This window comes from Paenibacillus alvei DSM 29 (genome assembly GCF_000293805.1).
In the GTDB taxonomy this organism is placed as follows: domain Bacteria; phylum Bacillota; class Bacilli; order Paenibacillales; family Paenibacillaceae; genus Paenibacillus_B; species Paenibacillus_B alvei.
In genome coordinates this window covers 56,381-75,598 of record NZ_AMBZ01000001.1, presented here as the reverse complement: position 1 = coordinate 75,598, position 19,218 = coordinate 56,381, and the positions used below count along the sequence as shown (strand labels likewise).

General features: G+C 47.5%; 15 protein-coding genes. 9 read left to right on the top strand and 6 right to left on the bottom strand.

Annotated features, from left to right (window positions below; all coding sequences use genetic code 11):
* Positions 1-236: 236 nt before the first annotated feature.
* Positions 237-1,121 carry a cation diffusion facilitator family transporter gene (locus PAV_RS00360; protein WP_051135058.1) on the top strand — a complete coding sequence of 295 codons (885 nt, stop codon included), beginning with the start codon at positions 237-239 and terminating at the stop codon, positions 1,119-1,121.
* Positions 1,122-1,541: 420 nt separating this feature from the next.
* Positions 1,542-2,378 carry a C40 family peptidase gene (locus tag PAV_RS00355; RefSeq protein WP_005542622.1) on the top strand — a complete coding sequence of 279 codons (837 nt, stop codon included), beginning with the start codon at positions 1,542-1,544 and terminating at the stop codon, positions 2,376-2,378.
* Positions 2,379-2,552: 174 nt separating this feature from the next.
* Here the strand turns inward: PAV_RS00355 and PAV_RS00350 are convergent, their stop codons facing one another.
* Both PAV_RS00350 and PAV_RS00345 read right to left on the bottom strand, forming a co-directional pair.
* Positions 2,553-2,927, bottom strand: coding sequence for a hypothetical protein (locus PAV_RS00350; RefSeq protein ID WP_005542620.1), 375 nt, complete (start codon positions 2,925-2,927; stop codon positions 2,553-2,555).
* A gap of 41 nt (positions 2,928-2,968) precedes the next feature.
* A complete protein-coding gene (locus PAV_RS00345; RefSeq protein WP_040735056.1) occupies positions 2,969-4,078 on the bottom strand; it encodes a UDP-N-acetylglucosamine--LPS N-acetylglucosamine transferase in 1,110 nt (369 codons plus the stop codon).
* A gap of 195 nt (positions 4,079-4,273) precedes the next feature.
* On the opposite strand from PAV_RS00345, the gene PAV_RS00340 reads away from it, so the two are divergent.
* Positions 4,274-4,855: a TetR/AcrR family transcriptional regulator gene (locus PAV_RS00340; RefSeq protein WP_005542617.1), complete on the top strand. Its 582-nt coding sequence runs from the start codon at positions 4,274-4,276 to the stop codon at positions 4,853-4,855.
* An 88-nt stretch (positions 4,856-4,943) separates the two neighbouring features.
* Here PAV_RS00340 and PAV_RS00335 read toward each other — a convergent pair whose 3' ends face one another.
* A complete protein-coding gene (locus PAV_RS00335; RefSeq protein ID WP_005542615.1) occupies positions 4,944-5,534 on the bottom strand; it encodes a lipoprotein BA_5634 family protein in 591 nt (196 codons plus the stop codon).
* 256 nt (positions 5,535-5,790) lie between these two features.
* Here PAV_RS00335 and PAV_RS00330 point away from each other — a divergent pair, with 256 nt between their 5' ends.
* On the top strand, positions 5,791-7,989 hold the full coding sequence (locus PAV_RS00330) for an Ig-like domain-containing protein (protein WP_005542613.1): 2,199 nt from the start codon (positions 5,791-5,793) through the stop codon (positions 7,987-7,989).
* A 105-nt stretch (positions 7,990-8,094) separates the two neighbouring features.
* On the opposite strand, the gene PAV_RS00325 is transcribed toward PAV_RS00330, so the two are convergent.
* Positions 8,095-9,270 (bottom strand): MFS transporter, encoded by a 1,176-nt coding sequence (locus PAV_RS00325; protein WP_005542612.1) that lies wholly within the window; start codon positions 9,268-9,270, stop codon positions 8,095-8,097.
* 118 nt (positions 9,271-9,388) lie between these two features.
* A complete protein-coding gene (locus PAV_RS00320) occupies positions 9,389-9,700 on the bottom strand; it encodes an ArsR/SmtB family transcription factor (RefSeq protein ID WP_040734812.1) in 312 nt (103 codons plus the stop codon).
* 441 nt (positions 9,701-10,141) lie between these two features.
* Here PAV_RS00320 and gltB point away from each other — a divergent pair, with 441 nt between their 5' ends.
* From gltB to PAV_RS34335, 3 genes are all read left to right on the top strand, one after another.
* Positions 10,142-14,740, top strand: a complete 4,599-nt coding sequence (gltB, locus tag PAV_RS00315; protein ID WP_005542610.1) for a glutamate synthase large subunit — start codon at positions 10,142-10,144, stop codon at positions 14,738-14,740.
* Between the two features lie 99 nt (positions 14,741-14,839).
* Positions 14,840-16,168 (top strand): MFS transporter, encoded by a 1,329-nt coding sequence (locus PAV_RS00310; protein ID WP_040735054.1) that lies wholly within the window; start codon positions 14,840-14,842, stop codon positions 16,166-16,168.
* 144 nt (positions 16,169-16,312) lie between these two features.
* Positions 16,313-16,477 carry a hypothetical protein gene (locus tag PAV_RS34335; RefSeq protein ID WP_005542608.1) on the top strand — a complete coding sequence of 55 codons (165 nt, stop codon included), beginning with the start codon at positions 16,313-16,315 and terminating at the stop codon, positions 16,475-16,477.
* Between the two features lie 171 nt (positions 16,478-16,648).
* On the opposite strand, the gene PAV_RS00305 is transcribed toward PAV_RS34335, so the two are convergent.
* On the bottom strand, positions 16,649-17,011 hold the full coding sequence (locus PAV_RS00305) for a helix-turn-helix domain-containing protein (RefSeq protein WP_005542607.1): 363 nt from the start codon (positions 17,009-17,011) through the stop codon (positions 16,649-16,651).
* Positions 17,012-17,702: 691 nt separating this feature from the next.
* Between PAV_RS00305 and PAV_RS00300 the strand changes: the two genes are divergently transcribed.
* Both PAV_RS00300 and PAV_RS00295 read left to right on the top strand, forming a co-directional pair.
* Positions 17,703-18,473, top strand: a complete 771-nt coding sequence (locus tag PAV_RS00300; protein WP_005542606.1) for a YveK family protein — start codon at positions 17,703-17,705, stop codon at positions 18,471-18,473.
* A complete protein-coding gene (locus tag PAV_RS00295; RefSeq protein ID WP_005542605.1) occupies positions 18,454-19,152 on the top strand; it encodes a CpsD/CapB family tyrosine-protein kinase in 699 nt (232 codons plus the stop codon). The genes PAV_RS00300 and PAV_RS00295 overlap by 20 nt, the downstream gene beginning before the upstream one ends.
* Positions 19,153-19,218: the final 66 nt, after the last annotated feature.

Genomic DNA, 19,218 nt, shown 5'->3' with positions numbered 1-19,218 from the left:
ATAATGTGACATTGTTGCTCGTGAACAACTTTCCTTAATGAGTACAACTTTTCTTACCGGTTCCAACAGGTTGTTGCCGGTTCAATTGTTGTAAAAAGAGGCAACACTGTTTCTATAGACCCACACGGGATCGTTGAGGTAAGATAGGATTCCGGGTTGGAACGGCATATTCCAAAATATGCCTCGGAATAAGGAGTCAGGGAGGGGTCAGCGTGAGCGCGGACATATATGCAGATATGAAACAAGGGGAAAAAGGTGCATGGATTAGCATTGCTGCCTATATCGCCTTATCCGCATTCAAGCTAGCTATTGGCTTATTCTACCAATCGAAGGCGCTGCAAGCAGATGGATGGAACAACTTAACGGATATCGTCGCCTCGCTTGCCGTTCTTATCGGACTGCGCATTTCGCAGAAGCCGCCGGATCGCGACCATCCCTATGGTCACCTGCGGGCGGAGACAATCGCTGCCTTAATTGCATCTTTTATTATGGCGACTGTCGGGATTCAAGTGATCCTATCCACAGTACAATCCTTGTTCAATGGCGAATCCACAACGCCGAACCCACTCACGGGATGGGTGGCGCTAAGCTGCGCGATCGTCATGTACGTAGTGTATTTATATAACAAGCGGCTGGCCGAGCGCATTCGCAATCAAGCGCTTATGGCGGCAGCACAGGACAACCGTTCCGATGCGTTTGTAAGTATTGGCGCAGCCGTTGGTATTTTTGGCGCTCAGCTAGGTCTTAGCTGGCTCGATCCGCTTGCCGCATTAACGGTTGGCTTCATTATATGCAAGACAGCATGGGGCATCTTCCGGGATGCAACCCATACATTGACGGATGGGTTTGATGAGGCGCAGTTGGAACGTCTGCGCAAGACGGTGGAAAGCACGGAAGGCGTACGCATGATTAAGGAAGTGAAGGCCCGCCTCCACGGGAGCTTAGTGCTTGTTGATGTTGTTGTACAGGTTGATCCGAAGCTAAGTCTGATTGAGGGGCACCATATTTGTGATGACATAGAGCATCGAATGAAGCGAAAGCATAATATTACCCATGTACATGTGCATGTGGAGCCTATGGATGCTGAATCGAGTAGCGCAGCACAGCAGCAATTGGTGTAAAACATATGATAGAAAACAAAAACGTGTCCAAGAGTGGCGATATGGTCGTCCTCAAGGGCACGTTTTTTTGTGTTTTCTTTATATAAACAAGAGAGAAGGGGAGCGGGCTTCAAGCATTGGTGATGCAGAACTAGTATAAGGGTTATCTAAATATTGTAAAAAGTTTTGCTATTACTGGAAAGTGTTAGGCAAATAGTCCTATTAAAAGGTTACAAATTTGTCTTTTTTAAGAGAATAGACCGATAGTAACCGGCAAAGAAGACTCTATATAATTATGGCGTAGGGGAAATGGGATGTCATTACAAATATAGAATTTAAAATTAAAAATAGAAAAAATTGACATCTTGTTCATATGAACATCGACTCAACATTCGGTTCGCGATTACAGTAATGACCAACAACTTAGAGGAGGATTTTCCTATGAAGAAGAAATTACTGTTAGGCGTAATGATGTTCACAATGGCAGGTCAAATGATAGTGCCGTCACTGCAAGCTGCGCCTGCAAGCAATGCGGTGCAGGCCGCATCTACAGCAAGCTCTAATCAGAATAAAGGAGAGATTGTGCAATCTGTTAATTTGAGAACGAAGCCGAGCACTTCATCCTCAATCATACGATTGGTGAAGACAGGCGAATCCGTTACGATTTTGGACAAGCCCAACAGCAGTTGGTACAAGGTGAAGGATACCAAAGGCAACACGGGGTATATAAGCTCTCAGAGCAAATATATACGAGTAGGAAATGCTTCATCCGGCTCGAATAGCCCGGGAAATTCGAACAGCAGCAATGATTCCTCATCGACCTCCCCCAGCAAGTCTGAAAAGATGGACAAAGTGGAAAGCGTAGCGAAGAAATACATGGGCACTCCTTATGAATTCGGTTCCGATCGGAACTCTACCAAAACATTCGATTGCTCCGATTTTGTACGTCATGTTTATAAGGAAGCGCTAGGCATCGTACTGCCTGCAGATTCTCGCAAGCAGGGCGCTTATATTCAGGATCAAGGCGGCGTGAAAAAGAGCATAAGCCAGTTGGAGCGCGGGGATTTGCTGTTCTTTATGACTTATAAGGGATCGAGCGCGTCCAGTTATAAAAATGTAGATAAATCAAAAGAGCGAATTACGCATGTCGGCATGTACTTGGGCAATGGCAAAATCATTCATACGTACTCGAAAGATTCCGGTGGCGTTCGAGTTGATGATATTCGCAATACGAGCTGGGAATATCGCTTCCTGTTTGGTGGAAGTGTAGTGAAATAGAGAGTACCCATTGCTGAAAATAGGTGCTGAAAGCTACGAAAAGGGCTATCCATCATGCAGCGAGGCTGCTGAGAGATAGCCCTTTCTTTTTTGCATAGGAATGAGAATGCAATAAACATACTCACGCATGGTCACCGTACTCATCCATATGTTGTGGAACATGTAAGTTCCTCATTATTGATATTTGGGAGGCCCTTGCTGCTCATCGATCTTCGGCCTTGTACGATACCTCTTCGTCTTCGCCATAGCAACTGCGATCCATGAGCTAAGCAAGCTTAATGGAAGCAGCAGGGCAGTTGTAGTGTAGCGTACGGTATTATCCTGATACAGCACGTAAGCAATGACAAGCACCATAAGCGGCGCATAATCTACATATCGAACCATTCGATGTCTGATGCCTAGGCGATTCTCAACGATACCGAAGCAGAAAAACCCGGCAACAATAATGGCAGCGAACAGGAATGTGCCGCTAATCCAGCCGAGAGCTCTCATGAGAAGAGCAAGCGTGATTAGGGCGTATCCGACGAAGCCTACTCCAGTAAACAACATGTTGCACTCAACTCCTTGGCTAAGATCCTAATCGTAGATGATTACGTCAGCAATTGCAACACGGTACGGGCACAGGCCTCTGGATCCGTCATTGCAAGAGCGCCAAGCTGCCGCTTCTCGCGCAGCCTGTCATAGTGATGCTTCAATTCGTTGAACCAACGTGTAATGGTCTCGGGCGATTCAATTTTTTCACCCATGCCATGCTCTGTGAAATATTCGCAGTTCTCTTCTTCTTGTCCAGGTATCGGATCATAGAAGAGCATCGGGATGCCCTTCATCATTCCTTCTGTACAAGTCATTCCCCCAGGTTTCGTTACCAATAAATCGGAAGCATCCATTAGACGCGACACTTCTTGCGTATAGCCGAATATATGTATGTTCGGATGCTGGAACAGTGGATCCTGTTCCATGCGTGCGATCGCCTTCTGATTGCTCCCCATGCAGAACAGAAGCTGAATGTGATCGCGCCAGGTCGTCATGTATTGGAGCAGCTCCTCATTCAGTGACAATCCCCAGCCGCCGCCCATTACCATCACAGTCGGGAGTGGACGCAATCCGAGCTCATGCTGCGCTTCCGATTGCGGACAGCGCTCCCAGAACTTCGGGTGAACGGGAATGCCAGTAACGACGATGCGGCTATCATCAATTCCGCGTTCCAGCAGCTTGCCACGTACTTCTGGAGCGGAAACGAGGTATTTCGTAACTTCTGGGTTAATCCATGTGCCGTGCGCATCGTAGTCCGTAATCAATGTATATAAAGGAAGATGAAGTCCGGAACGCTTCAAGCGCGATACGATGATATTCGGAAACGGATGGGTACACACAATCGCATCAGGGCGCAATTGTTCGAGCACGTGAGAAGCTTGTGTGTAGAAAATGCGATGCAGTGCGAGCTGCGTGACACGGTTCAGCGATTTTTTGTACTTTTTTCGATACAAGAGTCCAACTAGCTTTGGCTGCGTGCTTACCGTCTTGCGATAAGCAGCGAAGATCAGCGGGCCGACCGTCGGATTCAGGAATTTACCCAGCTCAAGGACGCGGGTTTGCACATCGGGCTCCAATTGCCGCATTCCATCCGACAAGGCATAGGCCGCTTGCGTATGGCCTGTACCGAATCCTTCCGAGAGAAGGATAATTCTCTTTTTTCGCATGTTCTCACCCACAATCATTATAACCGGAATCGTGAAAGGAAGCATCAGCCAAATACGACGAAACTAGGCGGTCATTTTCCTTCAGTTTAGTTGAATTTCAAGGGCAGGTATGATATGGTTCAAATAACGGCATATGACTATAATCTTTAATTGGTCATTCAGTCAAATGTGTGCCAGGAGAAAGGAGGCGGGGGAATGACCATTGACCGCCGAAAACAAATCGTAGAAGCGGCAGCGCAATCCTTTGCTTTGTTCGGGTACAAAGCGACAACGATGGATCAAGTAGCGAAGATTGCCAAGGTAGGCAAGGGGACGATTTACACGTTCTTTACGAATAAAGAAGAGCTGTTCGATGAGATTTTACAGCAGCTCATTCATGAGATGAAGGAGATCGCGGATCGGGAAATTGCCGAGGACAGACCGTTTATTGATAAACTGTACCGCGTACTGGATCGCGTACTTGATTATCGAAGCCGCCACGAGCTGGCAATGAAGCTGTCTCAAGAACTGCGCGACTTCGGTACCCCAATGGCGAAGGAAGCGCTCGCCAAGATGGAGCAAGAATTGCTTGAATACATAGAGCGTGAAGTTCGCGTCGCTATGGAGCGTGGTGAGGTGAAGCAAGGCGACCCGAAGGTAGTCAGCTTTGTTATGCTGCAATTGTATAAGGCTCTTACGACCGAATGGAACAAGCTGAATGAGCCGCTCGATAAGGAAGCCATCAAATCTTATTTTCGTCTTCACTTTATGGAAGGCTTAACGATACGGGAGACTTAGTAAGCGAGGACGATACAGATAGAGCAACACCCTTCTGGCAGACTGAAATGAAGCAGACTGCGGAAGGGTGTATCTTCATATTTGTGATTTATTTTTTAATTACGACCATCTGAGCCTTTTCTAGGATTTCAGATAAAGCCGCTATGTTATGCTTCGGATCCTTGCTGAAATGAGCAACCGTCAAGCCAAGCTTGTCTGCCTTCAGCTTCTCCCACGCTGCATCATCCAACAGTACAATCGTTTTGGCAAATCCGCGCGATTCTCCAATCACAATATCACCGCCGTATTGCCCAGCTAACTTCACGCTCTTCAGCTCTGCCACTGTTTTACTCGTCTTCGCAAAAATAACTGCTTGATCACCTGTCACTTCAGGTAATTTGGAAATGATTTCGGTTGTATCTTTATCCTTCACTTGCTGAAGCAGTCCATCATTGAACAAGCCCTGCGCGGTTGTCTTGCTGATGGCAATGACGCGGTCATCCGCCTGTTTTGCATCGTACTTCAACACAAAATCCTCTGTCTTCGTGACATCATTCTTTGTGTTTTCAAGCGCTTTCTTGATTTGCTCCTCCGAGCCATACATAATCAGTCCGTTTGCCTTCGTTCCAAATAGACTGCATCCTGTTGCCATAACAAGTACAAGCATCATTGTTGCCAATATTCCAAGTTTCTTTTTCATTCGATGCACCTCAATTGCCAGTAGTAATGATTACATCGTTAACGATACAGGAGGGCAGATATCGTTGCCATTGGTTTAGATGACAGCACTCTTTCAATCTCGTAAGAAATAGGACTATAGTATCAAAATGGCTTCCTCTGACAAGAAGTTATCCGCATAAGATAATAATTTTTCTCCATTTTACCGTTATAGTAGATATGTACTTTTTTGTTCCTATGGGAACTCATACGAGCAGAACGGGAAGGGAGAAGATAAGGTGTACCCATCAAGAAGAAAATCGACATGGCTCAGCCTAACGCTTGTATTGGCGCTGCTCATTGGCATGCTGCCGCTGCAAGGCATCGCAAATGCGGAAGATACGATTACAGGTATTGCTTTTGAATCAAATGTATCCCCTGTATACGTCACGGTAGAGGGATCCTCCGTGCAGCTGAAGGTGCTGGGCACAGTCAGCGGCAAGACTGACAAGAAGGATGTTACAAGCTTGGCTACATGGACCACATCGAATCCAAGTGCGGTTAAGGTGGATGCAGGTTGGGTGAGTGGTGTAGGCAAGGGCACTTCAGAAATTACAGTTAAGTACCAAGGATATACGTTGAAGAAAACGGTTGTATCTGAATATTTATTTGATCAATTGGTTGTTAAAGTAGGAGACACTTCTCAAGAAGTTGGGAATGAAGTGTCAGCTAAGCTTGGAGATAAGCTCACTTGGAAGGTATTCGCCCTCGACCAGTCGACGAGTACGAATAATGATGTCACGTCGGAGGCTTCCTGGACTTCCTCCAGTACGGATGTTGCTGACGTGAATAAAGGTGTAATCACACTGAAGTCTAAAGGGAAGACGGACATTACCATCAAGCATAAAGGCTTGAGCAAAAAAATCGAGCTGAAGGTCGAACAGCCTTATGACAAGCTGGAACTGTCGCCGGAGAAGCTGATTGAATTTGAATATGGCGCGGCGTCCCAAACGGTAACAGCTAAGGCGAAGACAACAGATGGAAAGCTTGAAGATGTAACTGATAAGGCGGATTGGACAACGAGCGATGCGAATATCGCTGAAGTGAAAAACGGGGTCGTCAAGCCAATTAATGTGGGAACAGCAACCGTAACCGCTAGCTACTTGGGCTCCTCGCAGTCCATTACAGTAGTCGTGCGCGCTTCTTACCAAGCAATGCGCATTACACCGGATCAGAAGCAGCATGTTATGCTTGGGGATGGAACGCTTCAAGTGCAGACCTTCGTGCTTAACTCTGCGGACAATCAGCAGGAAGTGACAGACCTTGCGGAATGGACTTCCAGCAACCTGATGGCTGCAACTGTAGATCACGGCAAGGTGTATGCGAAGAGTGAGGGCACAGCAACGATAACTGCTTCTTACAAAGGCTTGACTAAATCCGTTGAAATTACGGTATATCCAACGATCGAGAAGCTAAAGTGGACAGAAGAAGATAAGGATGCGAAGCCAGGCGATAATCGCAAGCAGAACTTGATCTTGGAAGATGTGAAGCCTATGCCTAAAATCAGCGGTGTTGCTCTGAGCGGCAATACGCTGGATGTATCGGAATTGGTGCACTGGACGTCCTCGAATGAAAGTGTTGTCTCCATTAAGGACGGCAAAATGAAGGCAGTAGCAGCGGGAACGGCAACTCTGACTGCGAATGTTCGCAATCAATCACTTCTATTAGAAGTAACCGTTCAGCGCAAGGCGCTCCTATTGCAGGCAAACAACACGGATGTTAGCGTCGTGACCGGCCGCGAGCAGCCATTGCCTGAAGTGAATGTCATTTATGCAGATGGAACAGAAGAGAATGTAACGACTCAAGTAAAATGGGAGTCAAGTTCTCCAAATCTGCTCGTTCGCGACGGGAAGATGAAGGGGCTTATTGCTGGGCGTGTAACGCTGACAGGTACGTTCTCGAATGTGAAACTGTCAATTAAGGTGACAGTTGAAGAGGAAATCGTGAAGTACGCTATCGTACCTTCCGAGGTTCGCACGAACGTGAATAAGTCCCAATCTGTTAAGGTGACAGGGACATATAGAAATGGCAAGACAATTGCTCTTGGTTCACGCATTAAGTGGACGGTTGAGAATGAAAAGGTAGCGACCGTGCGCGGCGCTACAGTGAAGGGTGTAGCGATCGGCAGCACGAAGCTGGTCGGAGAGTATCAAGGCAGAAAGCTCGAAGTGGTCGTACATGTCAAGCCTCGCTTGCTGAAGCTTGAGTCGAATCCGACGAGTGTAAAGCTGGGCATCGGTCAGTCTGCTTCGTGGAAGGTGCAAGCGATTTATGATACGGGTGAAGTTGTAGATGTGACTTCTTCCGTGACATTCGTTCCTTCCAACTTGAAGATCAAAGCAGCAAGAGGTACGGTACAGGCCGCTGCCAAGGGCAGTGCAACCCTGAAGTTTACCTTCGATGGAAAGAGTACTTCGATGCGTGTAAGTGCGAAATAATCAACTTTCGTGGAATATGGTGAACGACAGCCTGTAAAAAGGGACTGCTGGGGCAGTCCCTTTTTTTGATATCAATGTTCAGATAATTCGCAATAGGGTTACACGCTAGGCACTTGCACCTTCTGGGGCAGCAGCACTGAATAGCTTCATTTTGATTGTAATCGTGGCAAATGCGAGCAGAGAGAATCCGATTCCGCACCAGATAAGCTGATGCATGCCGAGCTGGGAAATCATGAAGCCTGCAACTGCAGTACCAATGGTAATCCCCAAGTTAGAGAAGGATACGAATAGACTGTTGCCGAATTCAGGTGCTTCCTTGGCTTCTGACGTCAACCAGGTTTGGCTGACAATCAGCCCTCCAGAATGCACGGTTCCCCAAATGAATATCATCCCAATCATAAGAAACAGACAGGTTCCTGCATAATAGACAAGCAAATACACGAACGAATACAGAAGAGGGAACAGCAAAATCGTTTTTGTTGTATTCTTTTGCAGTAAGGTTCCGAACAGAAAATTCCCGATTATCATGACAAGTCCGAATACCATAAGCATAATACTGATGAGTGAGCCGTTCATCCGAGTAATCTGGCTCGTATATTCGGCAAAATAACTATACACGGAGAACATAGCTGCGAAGATAAAGATAACGGCTGCAATGTTAAGCCAAAGTCCTGGCTTGCGCAAAATGCCAAGCTGCTTGCCGTAAGACATTTTCTCCTTGACTGGCATCGATGGCAGCCAAATGAGCAAACCAATCAATGCGATAGCATTCACCACTGCTCCAAATAAGAAAGAGGCCGATAACGAAATGCGCTCCGCTAAATAGGATGTAATTGGCACTCCGAATGCAAATCCTACAGTGATCCCAGCAAATACGCGTACGACTGCCTTGCCGCTTTGTTCCGGGGGAACCAGGCTTGCAGCAGCTACGAGCGCAATGGAGAAGAATACAGGATGGAACAAAGCAGGCAATATCCGAAAGAGCAGCATAATCTCAAAATGCGAGGTGAAAGCATAGACGATATTAGACAGCACGAACATGGAAATTGCCGTGAGCAGAACGCTCTTACGATTAAATCGGGAAGCAATCAAGGTTAGGAACGGGCCGCTGATGGCTACAATCAGTGCAAATAAACTTACGAGCCATCCAGCTTCAGAAGCGGTGATCTGAAATTTCTGTGAAATTTGAGGCAGCACGCCTACAATACCCATTTCCGTCGTAATAATGCCAAATACTCCAAGTGACAGGATAAGAAGCAGTAAAGGGTTTGTTTTACTCATTTTCAAGGTGACTCCATTTCATCTCATAATGATTCAAGCATGTTCAATCTAATCCTAATAAATAAATATCTATATATGTAGATTTGAAGATACAAAAAAAGAAGAACTTCCTCCTTTCCTATAAATGATGGGTAACATACTCGGCGTATTCTCGTATTGTTTGTTCATTACGGCGATAGTACGTCCATTTGCCGACTCGTTCAGACTCCAATAATCCAGCCTGCTGCATGGAGAGCAGATAGCTTGAGATGACCGATTGCGCAAGCCCTGTTTTTTTCTGAATATCGCCAACGCATACGCCTGTAGCAAAAGAAATTCCATACTGAATATATTTCTCTTCGTCGAAATGCTCCTCTGGGTGCTTTAACCACTGTAAAATATTGAGGCGTGTATCATTGGATAATGCTTTGCAAATGAGTAAAGGATCCATACGCTTTATTATATCTATATTTATAGATTTGTAAATATGACAAATGACTGTGCGGTACTGTCCATATGAATGTTCCATAAATTATATGAATATGCGATACAATGAATATAAATACATATAAACTCGTTCAACCTATACTTTTTTTAAGAAGAAATTGGATTATGTGTGTCGAAAAATGCAAAAAAGAACAAGAATTTATAAACATTTATAATGATTTATGCACGGGGTGGGAATAGGTTCTATTGGCTCTATACAAAGAAATTACCGACTATTATATCTTATCAAGGGCATAAAAATATTAAATTGCCATCAAGTTGGCACGATGTTAAAATAATGAATCAATACAAATGAATAATTATGAATTCATCATGTGGACGTGTGAAATGTTGTCGAATCTATGTAGCGTATGTCGATCACTTTATTATAGAAAGGTTGCTTCGTATGAAACTGAACGGATTACCTCCCAAGCAAGGATTATATGATCCAAGGTATGAAAAAGATGCGTGCGGTATGGGCTTTATCGCTCATATTAAAGGGGAAAAGTCTCACGATATTGTACGTCAGGCGCTGCAGATGCTGGTAAATATGGAGCATCGCGGCGGTCAGGGAAGCGAGCCGAATACAGGGGATGGAGCAGGGATCATGCTGCAAATCCCGCATCGTTTCTTTGTCAGAGAGATGGAACAGCAAGGAATTGCACTTCCTGATGCAGGTCTATATGGCGTAGGCATGCTGTTCCTGACACAAAATGAGCGCGTGCGTGAAGCGCATGAAGCTCGTCTTCGCCGCATTGTTGAGGAGGAGGGGCAGACCTTGCTCGGGTTCCGCACCGTTCCGACGAATGGAGAGGGCCTTGGTCAATCAGCGAAAGCCGTCCAGCCTTATGTACGCCAGATGTTCATTGCACGGAGCGAAAATATCGAGAATGAGCTTGCCTTTGAGCGTAAACTGTATATGATTCGCAAGCGGGCAGAGCAGGAAATTCGGTATACTGGCGAAGAAGAAGCGGGTACGTTCTATATTTCGAGCATGTCGTGCCGGAAAGTCGTATACAAAGGAATGCTGACGACCGAGCAAGTCGGTCAATTTTATCTCGATTTGCAGCATGACTCGCTCGAATCAGCAATAGCTCTTATACATTCGCGCTTCAGCACAAATACATTTCCGAGCTGGGAGCGTGCACATCCGTATCGTTATATGATCCACAACGGTGAGATCAACACGCTGCGCGGCAACGTGAACTGGATGCATGCCCGCCAGACACTGTTCGCATCTGATGTTTTCGGCGCTGATTTGGAGAAGGTGAAACCGGTCATCAATGATGATGGCTCGGATACAGGCATGTTCGACAACACCTTTGAATTTCTGTATTTAGCGGGCCGCCCGTTGTCGCATGTTGCTATGATGATGGTGCCGGAGCCATGGAACAACCATGACAGCATGGATCCTGCGAAGAGAGCTTTTTATGAATACCACAGCTGTCTCATGGAGCCTTGGGATGGTCCTGCCGCCATGGCGTTCACGGACGGCGTGCAAATTGTCGCCACCTTGGATCGGAACGGATTGCGCCCATCCCGTTATTATGTGACGAAGGACAATATGATCGTGCTCAGTTCAGAAGCGGGCGTGCTAGATATTCCACCTGAGCAGATCGCATATAAGGATCGGCTGCGCCCGGGACGGATGCTTGTCGTTGATACGGAGAAGGGCTGCATCATTTCGGATGAGGAAGTGAAGGCGCAGATTGCGGAAGAGAACCCGTATCAGTCCTGGCTCGATGAGCATTTAGTAGGGCTTGAAGATTTGCCGGATGCACCGGAAGTACCGGAGCCGAAGCATGAAAATGTGCAGCAACGCCAGCAGGCGTTCGGCTATACGTACGAGGAGCTGCGCAAAATTATCGAGCCTATGGCGGCTACAGGTGTAGAGCCGCTGGGATCAATGGGGTACGATGCGCCGCTGGCTGTTCTATCCGAACGCCCGCAGCGGCTGTACAACTATTTCAAGCAATTATTCGCCCAAGTTACGAATCCGCCTATCGACGCCATTCGGGAAGAAATCGTGACCGCGACGAGCACGACGATTGGACCTGAACGAAATCTTCTACTTCCCGAGCCGGAGAGCTGCCGACAAATTAAGTTGGATTCGCCGGTGCTTTCAAATGAGGATTTCGCTAAGCTGCGCCACATTCGCCGGCCGGGATTCAAATCGATTACGATACCGATTCTATTCACGGCATCTGAGGGAGCGGCAGGTCTTGAAGCTGCCTTAAAGACGATGTGTGAGGCTGCTGATCGGGTCATCGGCAAGGGACATAACTTGATTATCTTATCTGACCGCGGCGTAGAGGAGGAACAGGCTGCAATCCCGGCGCTGCTCGCGGTATCATGCCTTCACCATCATCTAATTCGTCAAGGCACGCGTACGAAGGTAAGTCTGCTGCTGGAATCGGGCGAGCCGCGCGAGGTTCATCATTATGCGCTGCTGCTCGGCTATGGCGTCAGTGTGGTGAACCCGTACGTTGTATTCGAAACGCTCGATGATATGATTCGCCAAGGCATATTGCATGGCATTACCCATGAGAAGGCTGTTAAGAACTATATGAAGGCGGCGACCAAGGGCGTCGTGAAAATACTATCAAAAATGGGTATATCCACAGTACAGTCGTACCGTGGCGCTCAAATATTTGAAGCCATCGGATTGAAGCAGGACTTTGTCGATCAATACTTTACATGGACGCCGTCTCGAATTGGCGGCATTGGATTGGAGGAAGTCGCGCAGGAGGCGTTGTCTCATCATTATCGTGGCTTTTCCGCACAGCCGGGAAGAGACGCAGAGCTTGATTCCGGGGGCGAATATCAATGGCGCAATGACGGGGAAGAACATCTGTTCAATCCGCAAACGATTCATACGCTCCAGCATGCGGTGCGCACGAACGATTATCGACTGTTCAAGAAGTATTCCAAGCTCGTGCAGGGCGAATACAATAGCAGCCGCACGCTTCGCTCCTTATTCGTCTTAAAACCCATAGGGCCAGCGGTTCCGCTTGAAGAAGTAGAATCCGTGGACTCGATTGTAAAGCGATTCAAGACGGGAGCAATGTCGTTCGGCTCGATTTCGAAAGAAGCGCATGAGAGCTTGGCAATAGCGATGAACCGCATCGGCGGCAAGTCGAATTCCGGTGAAGGCGGAGAGAACCCGGCTCGCTATGTGAAGGATGCGAACGGCGATTCTAGACGGAGCGCAATTAAGCAGGTTGCTTCCGGTCGCTTCGGTGTAACATCAGACTATCTAATCAATGCGGATGAGATCCAAATTAAGATGGCGCAGGGAGCGAAGCCGGGAGAAGGCGGACAGTTGCCTGGGCGCAAGGTATATCCGTGGGTCGCTGAAGTGCGCGGCTCAACACCTGGGGTGGGACTGATTTCGCCGCCACCGCACCATGATATTTACTCAATCGAGGATTTGGCAGAACTGATCTATGATTTGAAGAATGCGAATCCACGTGCGCGCATCAACGTGAAGCTCGTCTCGGAAGTCGGTGTCGGAACCATTGCCGCCGGTGTTGCCAAGGGACGTGCAGATGTAATCCTCGTCAGTGGTTATGATGGAGGCACGGGGGCTTCTCCGCAAGGCTCGATCCGCCATGCAGGTCTGCCGTGGGAGCTTGGATTGGCGGAGACGCATCAGACGCTGATCCTGAACAATTTGCGTGACCGCATTGTCTTAGAGACGGACGGGAAGATGATGACAGGACGCGATCTAGCCATCGCCACCCTGCTCGGTGCAGAGGAATATGGTTTCTCCACAGCGCCGCTTGTAGCCGTCGGCTGTATCATGATGCGGGTGTGCCAGCTTGATACATGTCCTGTCGGTGTGGCAACACAGAATCCAGAACTGCGCAAAAACTTCACAGGCGATCCACAGCATGTTGTAAATTTAATGCGGTTCATTGCGGAAGAGCTTCGCGAATGGATGGCGGAGCTAGGGTTCCGCACGCTGAATGACATGATCGGACGTACAGAATGCTTGGATATGAAGAATGCGATTGAACACTGGAAGGCGAAGCATCTCGATCTGTCTTCGTTGCTGCATCAGCCGGAGATGCCGGAAGGCTCCTCGCGTATTCAAGTTCGCGAACAGAATCATGGCCTAGAAGAGACGCTGGACATGAAGACTCTCGTTCCTGCAGCTCGAGCAGCGCTGGAAGCGGGAACGCCTGTTGAGGGAACCTACCCGATAAGCAACGTAAACCGTGCAACGGGGACGATTTTGGGCAGTGAAGTAACGAGACGATATGGAGCGGCAGGATTGCCGGAGGATACGATTCGCTATACGTTTATTGGGTCAGCTGGACAGAGCTTCGGCGCATTTGTTCCACGCGGCATCACGTTAACGGTTGAAGGCGACAGCAATGATTATGTTGGGAAAGGGCTCTCAGGCGGCAAAATTATCGTGAAGCCGTCTGCAATTGCAACCTTCGCGGCAGAAAAGAATGTCATTATCGGCAACACGGCATTCTATGGAGCTACTGGCGGTGAGGCTTACATCCGGGGCATAGCAGGCGAGCGCTTCGCCGTCCGCAATTCAGGCGTACATGTGGTCGTTGAAGGCGTAGGCGATCACGGCTGTGAATACATGACCGGAGGCCGTGTAGTCGTACTCGGCAAGACAGGCCGCAACTTCGCAGCAGGGATGTCGGGAGGCATTGCTTACGTATGGGATGAGGATCAGACATTCGTGAACCGCTGCAACTTGGAAATGGTGCTGTTGGAACCGCTCGAAGGAGCAGAGGCGCATCAGGTTCATGAGATGATTGAACGTCATGTGCAAGCGACAGGCAGCGCAATTGGCGGCCGCATCTTGCAGCAATGGGATAATGGAGCGCGCGGGCGCTTCGTCCGTGTTATTCCGAAGGACTATAAACGAATGATGCAGCAAATTGCAAAGGTCGAGGCACAAGGCATGACCGGAGAAGCGGCGCTGCTTGCGGCATTTGAAGCGAACATGCGTGATTTGTCACGTGCTAGCGGAAACTAAATTATGGTATGATAGCTATGGTCTGCAGCTTGGAATATCCGGGCTCAGGCCATGGCTTTTTTGCTTTGTACAACTTCTACTGAAATTGTTGGTGATACAATGAAGCTTTCGCCTAAAGGAGCGTTCCGGAATTATACGCGGGAGATGAATGTTTTTATTTGGGCTAGCATGATTAACTCAACAGGCGGCGCATTGATGTGGCCGCTCACGACGCTATTTGTTCACACGCAGTTAAATCGTTCCTTGGCTGATGCAGGGTTCGTCATTCTCATGCAAATGCTTGGTGGAGTATTTGGACAGTTCCTTGGCGGCGGATTGTACTATCGGGTTGGGGTTCGGCGCTTGCTTGTATGGGCGCTTGCGATTACCTCTGTTTTGCAGTGCTCGCTTGTATTCACGGCATATGCGAGCTGGTGGGGCTATGTTATTACAATGGGAGTCATTGGGCTTACGAATTCCGTATCGATGCCTGCGATCCAATCGTTCATTGGCTTCCGCTGGTCTGACCGGCGGGATGAATTGTTCAATGTCATCTATGTCGCGAACAACATCGGAGTTGCACTGGGGACTGCACTCAGCGGTGTACTGGCTGATATCTCATTTAATTTGACCTTCCTGCTGAACGGGGTCACGTCAGCTGGCTTTGCGTTCTTCTTCTACCGTTTCTTGCAGGGAATGAAGGAAGAAAGGGATGTAACTGCGGACGAGAAGACAAGCGGTGTGCCGGATCAGTTGGATATAATTTCAGCGGTAGATGCAAGCAGCAGACCACAGCCGGCAGCAGGGGTTCTTCCGGAGCAGACGATATGGAATAAACTCGCTGCTTACCGCATATATTTGTTCATGTCCTTGGGGGCTATGTTCATTTGGCTGGCGAACTCATTGTGGGGAAGCGGCATTGCACCGCATATAGCTGATCAAGGTATGGGATTCTCCATGTACAGCTTGCTGTGGACGCTGAATGGCGTACTCATTTTTGCGGCACAGCCGATTACAACATGGATGAAGCGCACAGTGGCGAAGCGGATTACGGATCAGCTGACTTGGAGCGGCATCTTCTATGGCGCAGCTTACATTATCATCTGGATTGTACCGAATTATGCCGGCTTCGTGCTCGGCATGGCGCTCGCAACCCTCGGAGAAATGCTTGTATCTCCTGCTGTTCCAGCATTCCTGTCAGCCAGGGCTGGGCGTGAAGCGCCATTTTATATGGGGGTTGCAGGCGGAATCAGCTCCATTGGAAGAATGATAGGGCCATACTTGCTAGGCGTTACCTACGATCAGAGCGGACTTATTGGCGTAGCCATCATTTCCATGGTCATTGCTATTTTATCGGTCATTAGTTTCATCATCCATGCATGGCTTCAGAAGCAGGATACCAAGCAAACAGGGAGCAAAATGTACTCGTCGACAGAGTCAATATCGTAAACCCTTATATCGACAAAAATAGAACCAGCATATTTAAACTAACGCTCCAATATCCGACAGCATCCCTTAGCAATCTGGACTATAATGATCCATAATATGCGAAGACATGCCAGCTTGCATCATAATAGAAGTGAGGGACCGTGAATGATGGAGAAGGTGGAGAAAGAGAAGCTGGACTGTATAAAGAGATGTGAGGATGCTCCAGCCACGGCAGTTGATAAGATGGTGCTTGATGTGATTGACGTGTTGAAGCAACTGGGTATTAACGAGACTGTCTGGTTTCAAGAGGTGAGGAGGCTGCAGTCTTGATCTCTTCATATAGAATCGAACAAGCAATGCAAAATGCAAACATGGAAGAATAGAAATATAGAAATGAAAAACATCCTCCTGGAACCCTGAGCGTTCTAGGGGGATGTTTTGGTTGTATGACAGCTAGCCTGCGCTAGGAATGTTCGATTGTAATAGGATGGTCTGAACTCGCTATCTCATCGCCCTCTCGGCGCGGACAAAGGCAATGAACCGACGCGCTTCATCATCTGTAAGTTCTCTTCCATCGATCGTAAGCCGGAATTTTTGGAGCAGCGCATCATCCGATAATTCCAAGGAATCTGCAAATTCCCGTACACGAGGTGTCAGGTCAGGAACAGCTATGCGACCAACCAAAAAATCTATAGACACTTCGAACAAATCAGCTAATGTAGTCAAGGTTTCAAAATCAGGCTTTCTGCGATTTTTTTCATAATGAGAGAGCGCGGCCCGAGTAATCCCCAGCTTTTCTGCTAATTCCTCCTGCGTCCATCCCTTCTGCTCGCGTAAATCCGATATTCGATTTCCCGTATTCATGCTAATGGAGCCCCCTTCTAATTCCGCGATGCTAACTTGGATGAAATAAAATGTCACATAGACACAAAAATAATCCGAATTATGAGTTGACATGATACGAAATGTATCGTAAGTTTAAAATGGAGTTTTGATACAAAATGTATCTTTTTCCGTAGGGAGTTATGACAAAGTGTATCAATCATGCAATTTGTAGTCAATTCCTTATATTTCAACTTACATACTGATTAGAACAAAAAATCTGAAAATGGAAGCATTGTTTCCTCGAAACAAAACGAAGCGATCAGACTTTAAAAATAATCACCAAATCGTCACAATGACATCCGTTCTCATATTTTACTATATCTCGGAGTATTGCGCACTTATGAAATTAGTCCTAGATCCGAATCGGAGGAATAATTTTTTGATTGATATATACTGCCATTTGCTGCCCCGAGTAGACGATGGATCAAGACATGATGCAGAGGCGCTCGACTTGACCACTATGTAGCAGGCATCGGATGCGCACATGTACATCGCAGAGGCTTTGAATGGAAGCAGGATTATGAGCTGCTATAGAAATCGTATGGTTCATCATTTGTTCAAGAGATGCAAGAAAATGCGGTGCGCCTCATTCATGATGAACCGATAACCCCAGTGCCAACGGTGTAGCCCTGTAAAGCGATGAACAGCAGACTACGAGGAGGATGGAACAATGGAGCTGGATATGAAGCATATACTTCGTACATTGTGGAAGAGAAAGATATTCATTATGGCGGTTGCGCTTATTGCGATTCTTGCATCAGCCTATTACAGCTATGCCATTCTCGTTCCGCATTACGAAGCGTCGACCAAATTGATCGTGAACAAGACACGCATCGTTGAAGGGGAGAGCAACCTCAACATTAACGATCTGAATGCGAATATACAGCTCATCCAAACCTATAAAGAATTGATACGTACAGACTGGATTACACAGGATGTGCTGAAACTTCACCCAGAATTTAAGCTAACCCCTCATGAACTGCTTGCCAAAATCAAGGTTTCCTCCATGAACAACACGCAAGTGATGACGATTTCCGTAACCGATCCTTCCTACAGTCAGGCAGCTGATTTGGTGAATGCCATCACGAACATATTTGTTAAGAAAATCCCGAACTTATATCAAATTGATAATGTAACCCTGCTTACGGCAGCAGATCGCAATTTGCATCCCGCACCCGTTGAGCCGAATCGGCTCTTGAACTTGATCATTGCCGGAGTGGCAGCCTTAGTAGTGAGCATCGGAGGGGCATTTGTTCTCCAGCATTTTGATGACAGGATTCTAGAAGAAGAAGATGTCGAAATTGCCGTTGGTGCACATGTGCTCGCAATCATCCCGTACATTCGCAGACAAGACGTAAGACGGCGTTCCTCTAAAGCATCACCGAAAAATGAAGTTTCACCTTCGAAGGGAGGAGAAGTATATGCGGCGACTCAGCGATAGCTATGCAATGATCACAGCCCGCAACGCTTTATCTCCGGTTACCGAATCCTTCCGGGCATTATGCACCAACTTGCAATTTATACAGGGCGACAGTGGTGTATGGACGCCTCATGTCATTGCAGTCACCTCAGCTTATCCAGGGGAAGGAAAGACAATAACGGCAGTAAATCTGGCAGTCGCTTATGCTCAGGAAGGGAAGCGTGTGCTGTTGATCGAGGGCGATATACGCAAGCAGAGCTTTAAGGGCATATTCGGTCATGAAGGCGGAAGCGGTCTCGTGCAGGCTATTCATGCTGATGAAGCTCCCGTCGATGCAGCCTATGCATCTGCCATTGAAAATCTTTTTGTCATCCCTGCAGGTTATATGCCAGGAATCCCGAGTGCGGATTTGTTTGCCTCCAAGCGGTTTGAAGGTTTTGTTCAACTGGCAAGAGAGCAATATGACATCGTCATTATGGATACACCGCCTGTGCTGGTTGTGAATGATGCGAAGCAGATTGCACTGCGATGCGATGGGGTGCTGCTTGTAGCCCAGTCTGGACGAACAAGGCGGAAATGGCTGCAGCAGGCACAATTTCAACTGGAGCGAGTCAATGCGAACTTATTAGGTACAGTGCTGAATCGCTATAAAGGCAGACAAGAAGCGGGCTTGCAGGCTTATTCCGGTATGAAGCGCTAATCGTGTTTATGCTTGTTGCTTATGTAAGCCTTAAGTTAGGCGCATGAGCACAGATAATGATTTGAT